The sequence below is a fragment of the Mycobacterium sp. genome, assembly GCF_035640695.1.
GTDB lineage: Bacteria > Actinomycetota > Actinomycetes > Mycobacteriales > Mycobacteriaceae > Mycobacterium.
Genome location: NZ_DASQVQ010000085.1, coordinates 81736 through 90648, shown reverse-complemented (window position 1 = coordinate 90648; position 8913 = coordinate 81736). Strand labels below are relative to the sequence as shown.

8 protein-coding genes are annotated in these 8913 nt (G+C 67.8%); 6 read left to right on the top strand and 2 right to left on the bottom strand.

All coding sequences use genetic code 11. From position 1 onward, the window contains the following. Positions 1–141: 141 nt before the first annotated feature. Positions 142–612 carry a hypothetical protein gene (locus VE759_RS10725; protein ID WP_324931515.1) on the top strand — a complete coding sequence of 157 codons (471 nt, stop codon included), beginning with the start codon at positions 142–144 and terminating at the stop codon, positions 610–612. Between the two features lie 11 nt (positions 613–623). Here VE759_RS10725 and VE759_RS10720 read toward each other — a convergent pair whose 3' ends face one another. Continuing rightward, positions 624–1151, bottom strand: a complete 528-nt coding sequence (locus VE759_RS10720) for a hypothetical protein (protein WP_324931513.1) — start codon at positions 1149–1151, stop codon at positions 624–626. A 331-nt stretch (positions 1152–1482) separates the two neighbouring features. Here VE759_RS10720 and VE759_RS10715 point away from each other — a divergent pair, with 331 nt between their 5' ends. From VE759_RS10715 to VE759_RS10700, 4 genes are all read left to right on the top strand, one after another. Beyond that, the gene (locus tag VE759_RS10715; RefSeq protein WP_414687884.1) at positions 1483–2709 is read left to right on the top strand and encodes an alpha/beta hydrolase; all 1227 of its coding nucleotides are present in this window, start codon (positions 1483–1485) and stop codon (positions 2707–2709) included. 86 nt (positions 2710–2795) lie between these two features. Further along, entirely contained in the window at positions 2796–4091 is a 1296-nt protein-coding gene (locus tag VE759_RS10710; protein WP_414687883.1) for a L,D-transpeptidase, read from the top strand. A gap of 104 nt (positions 4092–4195) precedes the next feature. Beyond that, positions 4196–4936 carry a beta-phosphoglucomutase family hydrolase gene (locus VE759_RS10705; protein ID WP_324931505.1) on the top strand — a complete coding sequence of 247 codons (741 nt, stop codon included), beginning with the start codon at positions 4196–4198 and terminating at the stop codon, positions 4934–4936. Next, positions 4933–7290: a glycoside hydrolase family 65 protein gene (locus tag VE759_RS10700; protein WP_324931503.1), complete on the top strand. Its 2358-nt coding sequence runs from the start codon at positions 4933–4935 to the stop codon at positions 7288–7290. The genes VE759_RS10705 and VE759_RS10700 overlap by 4 nt, the downstream gene beginning before the upstream one ends. 22 nt (positions 7291–7312) lie before the next feature. Here the strand turns inward: VE759_RS10700 and VE759_RS10695 are convergent, their stop codons facing one another. Beyond that, positions 7313–8053, bottom strand: a complete 741-nt coding sequence (locus tag VE759_RS10695; RefSeq protein WP_324931500.1) for a dienelactone hydrolase family protein — start codon at positions 8051–8053, stop codon at positions 7313–7315. A 42-nt stretch (positions 8054–8095) separates the two neighbouring features. On the opposite strand from VE759_RS10695, the gene VE759_RS10690 reads away from it, so the two are divergent. Then, entirely contained in the window at positions 8096–8896 is an 801-nt protein-coding gene (locus VE759_RS10690) for a thymidylate synthase (protein ID WP_324931497.1), read from the top strand. Positions 8897–8913: the final 17 nt, after the last annotated feature.

The window sequence follows — 8913 nt, the reverse complement described above, 5'->3', positions numbered from 1 at the left end:
GGGGCTGGCGCTCGACAGGGCCGCGGCCACGCTCGAGGTCGTCGGCGCCGTCGACGCCGGGGCCCGCGAGCGGGCCTGTGAACTCGGCGGCCCACTCGCCGCCGTGTTGATGGAGTAAGCACTGGAATAAGGAGACGTCGTATGGCGGGTATCGCCGGACTCGCGTTAGGCGCCGCCCCGATTGCCGGCGGCGCGCTGCTCGGTGTCGCCGCCGGAAACCTGAGGGGGCCGGACATCCGCGGGCTGATCAAGCAAGATCTCGATCTGCTTGACCGGCTTCCGGAGGATCAACCCGAGCTGCGGCAGCGGTTGAGCAACAGCATCAATCAGCGCATCGACGACCTGGTCTCGACGACCGAAAAGAGCCGCGCGCTCCGGGCGGCGGCGTTGTCCTACCGCGGGAACTGGCGCGACATCGTGGTGTTCGTCTGCGCCGTCCTGTTCACGATCGTCTGGTGGAACGTCAACCACAACCGGAGCAACTGGCTGCTGATGTTCGTCGTGATGATCCTGGCGTCCGCGGTCGCGGGCATCTACGCTTCGCGCGGTGCGTACCGGGCGTTGCGGAGCCTCGTGCGCGGCAGTCGCGGCTCGCGGCCGCGGACGTCTTAGCTATACGGCGGCTATATGGCGGCCACGTAATCGGACGTGTACATCTGCCCGTAGGGCTTGGACAGGGTCTGCGGGCCCTCGATCATCACCCAGGCTCCGGTCGCGCCCGGCACAACATCGGCCGTCAGCGTGATCGTCGCGTTGCCCGCCCCGTCGGCGTATAGCGGGCTGGCAACCGTGCCCGGACTGTGATCGCTGCAGTAGCTGTTGGACGACCGCGGCATCTGGATCAGCCTGACGCCGTATTGGGTGTCCGGGTCTGCAGTTGAGAGATGAACGTCGGCGACAACCTGATTGGCTTGCCGGCTGATCAATGCGTAGGCCGCGCCGTCGCCGGCGATCGGCGGGAACGTCGAAACGCTGTGGTCGCACCGTCTCCACGCCGTACTCATCGGCACCAGAGTCGGACCGCTCTGCCGAGGCGAATCCAGCGGGGCCGGTGCGGCGCTGCCCACACCCGCCGCCGGCAGCAGCGCCGCCGAAGCCGTCACCAAAGCTGTTCCGGAAAGTGCGGCCGCAAAGCACATGAGCTGACGCATCGTCCCATTCAATCAGCGGCGCGGCGCCACGTTGGCGGAAATCGCGGTTCACAGCAATCCACCAGGATCACAGTCCACGATATTGGGCGTGACGCCGTCGACGTGGAGGGTCGCCGCGACCCTGTTGGCCGACCCGCCCGTCGGATATCGCCACGGTGTTTCGTTGCTACACGGGTGGCTACCGATCACGATCCAGGCGGTCACCGCCGGCGTGGTGATCTTGGCGACCGGGTGGCGCTCGCGGCGATGGCGCGTGCTGTGGTTGCCGCTTGCCCTGCTGATCGGTGTCGGCGCGGCCACCTGGGCGCATTGGTACGTCGACACGGAAGGCATGGCCGACGATCCCGCGCCGCGAACACTGTGGATTTGGATCGGGGTCACCGGCCTTTCCGCCGGTGTGCTGGTGTTCGGTTGGCGCGGCGCCCGCTGGCGGCGGCGAATCATCTCACTGCTGGCCGTGCCGCTGTGCGTGCTCAGTTCGGCGTTGGCACTGAACCTGTGGGTGGGATACTTCCCGACCACGCAAACCGCGTGGAAGCAGCTCACCGCGGGCCCGCTGCCCGACGAGACCGACCCGGCGACAGTCGCCGCGATGCAGCGCAACCACACCCTCCCCCCGCGGGGAGCCGTTGTGCCGGTGACCATCCCGGCCGACGCCTCGCACTTCAAGCACCGCAGCGAGTTGGTGTATTTGCCGCCGGCGTGGTTCGCGACCGACCCGCCGCCGCGGGCGCCGACGGTGATGATGATCGCCGGCGAGTTCAACACGCCGGCCGACTGGCTGCGCACCGGCAACGCGGCCGCCACGATCGACGATTTCGCGGCCGCCCACGGCGGCAACGCGCCGGTGTTCGTGTTCATCGACTCCGGTGGCTCGTTCAACAACGACACCGAATGCGTCAACGGCAACCGCGGCAACGCGGCCGACCATCTCACCAAAGATGTCGTGCCGTACATGATCTCGCACTTCGGCGTCAGCCCGAGCAGCGCGAACTGGGGCGTCGTCGGCTGGTCGATGGGCGGTACGTGCGCTGTCGACCTGGCGGTCATGCACCCCGAGCTGTTCGGTTCGTTCGTGGACATCGCCGGTGACCTCTCGCCCGTAGCCGGCACCAAGGAGCAGACGATCGCCCGGCTGTTCGGCGGCAACGGCGCGGCGTGGGCGGCGTTCGACCCGTCGACTGTCATCACGGCGCACGGGCACTACACCGGAACGTCGGGGTGGTTCGCGATCTCGAGCAGCCCACCGACGCAACATCGCAACATCAACATCGGCAACGACGCGGTCGGCCTGGGCGGACGCGACGCCGCCGGCAACCCCGGCGACCAAACCGAGGCCGCCAACACGCTGTGTGCGCTGGGCAAGGCCTACGGCATCGGCTGCGCGGTGGTGGCGACGCCCGGTAAGCACGACTGGCCGTTCGCCATCGACGCGTTCAAGTCATCACTGCCTTGGCTGGCCGCACAACTGGGAACGCCTGGAGTTCAGCGCATTCCGCTACCGGCGTCGGGTCCGCCCCCGGCGCCCGTGCCGTGCGACGGCTGCCCCAACCGGTAAGGTGAGACCGTCGACGAAGACACCGATCTCACAGCAAATACCACCGGAGCGTCCCGAACACAGTGATGACGTTGAACGCCGACGCCATGAGGATGCTCAACAAACTCCGGTCGCAACTTCCCGCCCCGCCCTGGCTCCGGGTCGGCCTGGCGACGTTTCTGGTGCTGGTCGAGGTGCTTGGCGCGATAGAACTGACGACGCTGCCGCCGTGCCCGGTCGGATGCAAGAGCGCGGCGGCCGCCAGCCCACCGCAGGCGGCCCTCCCTTCTCGAGCACCGGCCGTCGTGACCATCACGCCCGGACCCGACGCCCATGACGTCGACCCGCTGGCCCCGGTGTTGGTGACGGCCACGTCCGGAACGCTGACCAACGTGCAGATGGTCAATGAGCAGGGCAAGCCGATTCCGGGCATCATGACACCGGACAACACCGTGTGGAAACCCACGGTGCCGCTTGGATATGGCCGCACCTATACCGTCACCGTCGCCAGCCGCGGACCCGGCGGCACCCCGGCGACGCGGGCGTCGACGTTCACCACGCTGGTGCCGAGCCACCAGACCAACGTCTACCTCAACACCACCTCCGGCGCCGCATTGCAGGACGGCGCCAAGTACGGCATCGGGATGGTCATCGTGGCCCACTTCGACGAGCCGATCATCGACCGCGCCACCGCGGAGCGTCGACTCGTCGTGACCACCACCCCCGCCGTGTCGGGCTCCTGGTACTGGGTCGACGATCAGAACGCCCGGTGGCGCCCGCAGAACTACTTCGCACCCGGCACCGCGGTCACCGCCCAGGCCAACATCTACGGAGTTCGCTTGGGCGACGGGCTATATGGGCAACAGGACAGCAAGGTGTCGTTCACGATCGGCGACGCCCACATTTCCGTCGCCGACGACAAGACCAAGCAGGTCAGTGTGTACGACAACGGCGTGCTGGTGCGCACGATGCCCACGTCGATGGGCATGGGCGGCACCGAGCAGATCGGCGGCCGCACCCTGTCGTTCTGGACGCCGCCGGGCGTCTACACGGTGATGGACAAGGGCAACCCCGTCGTGATGGATTCGTCGACGTTCGGGCTCCCGATCAACTCCCGCCTCGGCTACCGGGAGACGATCGCCTACGCCACCCGCATCAGCAACGACGGCATCTACCTTCATCAGCTCAATGAGACGGTGTGGGCGCAGGGCAACACGGACACCTCGCACGGCTGCCTTAACCTCAACGGGGACAACGCGAAATGGTTCTTCAACTTCTCCCAGCCCGGTGACGTCGTCGAGGTCCGCAACACCGGCGGCCCGCCGCTGGCGGTGTGGCAGAACGGCGACTGGACCGTGCCGTGGGATCAATGGCTCAAAGGCAGCGCGCTGGCCGCGCACTGACCAGAACCGCCGAAACCGACGTTTAGCAGAACCCTTCTCGACCTTTTGCTACATAACGTCGGTTTCGGCGCCTGTCCTCAGCCCCGGGGGGTACCGTCGCGCAGGTGTTGGGTCTGCCCGATTCGGTGCGCGCGTGCCTGTTTGATCTCGATGGCGTGTTGACGCAGACGGCAAAGGTGCATGCCGCGGCGTGGAAGCAGATGTTCGACGAGTTTCTGCGCCGGTACGCGGACAAGACCAACACCGAGTTCGTCCCGTTCGACGCGGTAGAGGATTACGACCGGTACGTCGACGGCAAGCCACGAGCCGACGGCACGCGGTCCTTCTTGCAGTCGAGGGGAATCGAATTGCCCGATGGCAGCCCCGACGACCCGCCGGATGCCGACACCGTGCACGGTTTGGGCAACCGGAAGAACGAGATCGTGCTGCGCATGATTCACGACAGCGGCGTCGAGCCCTACGACGGCTCGGTGGCCTACGTGCGTGCGGTCCGCGACGCCGGGCTGCCGAGGGCGGTGGTGTCGTCGAGCACGAACTGCCGGGATGTCTTGGCCGCGGCCGGGATTGAAGATCTTTTCGATGCCCGCATCGACGGCATCGTCGCCGAGCGTGAGCACTTGCGCGGTAAGCCGGCACCCGACACCTTCCTGGCCGGCGCCCGTGCGCTCGGCGTCGAACCGTCCCGGGCCGCGGTGTTCGAAGATGCGCTCGCCGGTGTGGAGGCCGGCCGGGCCGGAAACTTTGGTCTGGTTGTCGGCGTCGACCGTGTCGGCCAGGCCGACGCGCTGCGCGAGCACGGCGCCGATGTGGTGGTGCAGGACTTGTCCGAATTGCTTGACCGATGATCCAGCACCCGGCCTTTGCCGTCGAACCGTGGTGCGTGCGCGCCGTCAGTCTTGATCTCGACGTGCTGGCCCAGATCGAGTCGGTGTTCGCGCTGTCGAACGGCCACATCGGCTGGCGAGCCAATTTCGACGAGGGCGAACCCAATGAGCTGCCCGGCTCGTATCTGAACGGCGTCTGGGAGCAGCACCCGCTGCCGTACGCCGAGGCGGGCTACGGCTTTCCCGAAGCCGGCCAGACGGTCATCAACGTCACCAACGGGAAGCTGATCCGCCTGCTCGTCGATGACGAACCGTTCGACGTGCGCTACGGCCGGCTGCACACCCACGACATGATGCTCGATTTGCGGGCGGGGGTGCTGCGCCGCAACGTGGAGTGGACGTCGCCGGCGGACCGCACCGTTCGCGTCACCTCACAGCGCATGGTGTCGCTGGTGCAGCGGGCGGTAGCCGCGATCGCCTACGAGGTGGAAGCGCTCGGTGATCCGGTCGGGGTGGTGCTGCAAAGCGAGCTTGTCGCCAACGAGCAGATGCCCGCGGCCAGCAAGGACCCCCGCGCCGCCGCCGCACTGACCGACCCGCTGCAATCCGAGGCCGATGAATCCCACGATGCTTTCGCGGAGCTCATGCACCGCACCCGGGTGAGCCAGTTGCGGGTTGGCTGCGCGATGGACCATGTCGTCGAAGGTCCTTCCGTGCAACAGAATTGCGCAAGCGGGCCCCACCTGGCCCGGTTCACGGTGACAGCGGACCTGAAGCCCGGCGAGAAGTTGCGCTTGGTCAAGTTCGTCGCCTACGGCTGGTCGGGAAACCGCTCGCTGCCCGGGGTGCGGGCCCAGGTCGCCGCCGCGCTCACCGCCGCGCGAGCCACCGGGTGGGATGGCATGCTCACGGAGCAGCGCCGCTACCTTGACACCTTCTGGGACCGCGCGGATGTCGAGCTCGACGGCGACGCCGAGATCCAGCAGGCGGTGCGGTTCGCGCTGTTTCATGTGCTGCAGGCAGGCGCACGCGCCGAAGGCCGTGCGATTCCCGCGAAGGGACTGACCGGGCCCGGCTACGACGGCCATACCTTTTGGGACACCGAGATGTTCGTGCTGCCGGTGCTCACCTACACCTCGCCGGACGCGGCGTGCCATGCGCTGCAGTGGCGGCACAGCACGCTGCCGTCGGCGACCCAGCGCGCGGCCGAGCTCGGCCTGCGAGGCGCGGCGTTCCCGTGGCGCACGATTGCGGGCCCGGAGTGCTCCGGCTACTGGCCGGCGGGCACGGCGGCCTTTCACGTCAACGCCGACATCGCCAACGCCGTCATCCGCTATGTGCGGGTGACCGCCGACGAGGCGTTCGCCAAGACCGTTGGTCTCGATCTGCTGGTGCACACCGCGCGGCTGTGGCGCAGCCTGGGGCATCACGACCGGCAGGGCCGGTTCCGCATCGACGGAGTCACCGGCCCCGACGAATACAGCGCGATCGCCGACAACAATGTCTACACCAACCTGATGGCCCAACAGAATCTGGCCGCTGCCGCGGACTGGGCTGTTCGGTACCCCGACCGGGCACGCGAACTCGGCGTGGACGAGGAGGAAGCCGCCGAATGGCGCGACGCCGCCGACGCGGTGTTCCTGCCCTACGACGAGGCGCTCGGCGTGCACCCGCAGGCCGAGGAATTCACCGAACACCAGGAGTGGGACTGGCAGGCCTCCACCCCGGACCGCTACCCGCTGCTGCTGCACTTTCCGTACTTCGACCTCTACCGCCGCCAGGTGGTCAAGCAGGCCGACCTCGTGCTGGCGATGTTCTTGCGCGGCGACGCGTTCACCGACGAACAGAAGGCCCGCAACTTCGATTTCTACGAGCGGATTACGGTGCGCGACTCGTCGCTGTCGGCCTGCATCCAGGCGGTGCTGGCCGCCGAGGTGGGCCACCTGCCGCTGGCCCACGACTATCTCGGTGAGGCGGCGCTGATGGACCTCTACAACCTCGAACACAACACCCGCGACGGCGTGCACATCGCCTCACTGGCCGGCACCTGGCTCTCGCTGGTCGCCGGGCTGGGCGGCATGCGCCATTTCCGCGACGACGTGGACTTCGCCCCGCGGCTACCGGAGGCAATCACTCGGTTGGCGTTCAACCTTTTTCTGCGCGGCCAACGCCTGCGCGTCGACATCAACCACGACCGCGCCCGCTATGCGCTGACCGACGGCGACGCGCTGAACATCACCCATTACCGACAGCCGGTCCGGCTGACCGTCGCCGAGCCGGTTGAGCTGGAGATCCCGCCCGTTCCGGTGCGGCCCGCGCCCCAGCAGCCGCCCGGACGCGCGCCCGCCCGCAGGCATGGGTCGGCCTCCGAGTAGGTGTCGGCGCCCAACGGCCGGGTCACCCCGGCAGCGCGGCGCCGAACAGCTCCCGCAACGCGATCCAGTGCCGCTGGGCGGCCTGGGCGTCGTAGGGCGCGTTGTCGGGTACGGCGAACCCGTGTGCGGCCGGATAGAACTCGATCTTGTGGTTGACCCCGGCGGCCGTCAGCGCCTTGTCGAGTTGTTCGGCCTGGTCCGGGGTGAACGAGTGGTCGTTCTCGGCGCCGGCCACATAGACCGTGGCCTTGATCCGGTCGGCCAACAGATGCGGGCTGTCGGGCGCGTCGGTCACCAGCCCGCCCGCGTGAATCCCCCCGGCGGCCGCGACCCGGTCCGGTTGGCGCCCGGCGACGATCACCGATGCCCGCCCGCCCATGCAATACCCGCACACGCCGACGCCGCCGCCGCGGACCTCGGGCCGCCCGGCCAGGAAGTCGCAGAATGCGCCGGCGTCGCTGGCCCACATGTCCGGGGTGATGCTGCCGACCATTGCCATCAGGCGTGTGCGTTCGTTCGGGTCGCTGAACGCGGTCTGCATCGAGAACGGCTGCCACTGGCCGTGCCGGTAGTACACGTCTGGCAGCAGCACCGCGTAGCCGAAGCCGGCCAGCGTCGCGGCCATGTCTTGAAAGGTGTCGCGGACGCCGCCGGCGTCCGGGTACATGATCACCGCCGACCATGGGCCGGAGCCGTTCGGCGTGTGCAGGGTGACCGGACATGTTCCGTCTGGGGTTTGGACGGTGGTTGAGATGCTGGGCATGGTTCCGTTCTACTCGCCCGCCGCCGACGTAAGCTGAGCGGCGTGTCGATCGCGACCCCGTACGAGGATCTGCTGCGCCTGGTGATGGAGCGCGGAACCCCGAAATCGGATCGCACCGGCACCGGCACGCGCAGCCTGTTCGGCCGTCAGATGCGCTACCAACTGTCGGCGGGTTTTCCCCTGATCACCACCAAGAAGGTGCACCTGAAGTCGGTGATCTACGAGCTGCTTTGGTTTTTGCGCGGCGACGCCAATGTGCGCTGGTTGCAGCGGCACGGCGTCACGATATGGGACGAATGGGCTTCCGAGACAGGCGATTTGGGTCCGGTGTACGGCGTGCAGTGGCGGTCCTGGCCGACACCGTCGGGTGAGCACGTCGACCAGATCAGCGCGGCGCTGCAGCTGCTGCGCACCGATCCGGATTCGCGGCGCAACATCGTCTCGGCGTGGAACGTCGGCGAGATCTCACATATGGCGCTGCCGCCGTGCCATCTGCTGTTTCAGTTCTACGTCGCCGAGGGCCGGCTGAGCTGCCAGCTGTACCAGCGCAGCGCCGACATGTTCCTCGGCGTGCCGTTCAACATCGCCAGCTACGCGCTGCTGACCCACATGATGGCCGCCCAGTCCGGTCTCGAAGTCGGGGAGTTCATCTGGACCGGCGGTGATTGCCACATCTACGACAACCACCGCGAGCAGGTCAGGCTGCAGCTGTCCCGTGAACCGCGTCCGTACCCCGAACTTGTTCTGGCGCCGCGCGATTCGCTGTTCGACTACACCTACGACGACATCGTCGTCAAGAACTACGACCCGCACCCGGCGATCAAGGCGCCCGTCGCGGTATGAGGCCGGCGCCCAGGGCC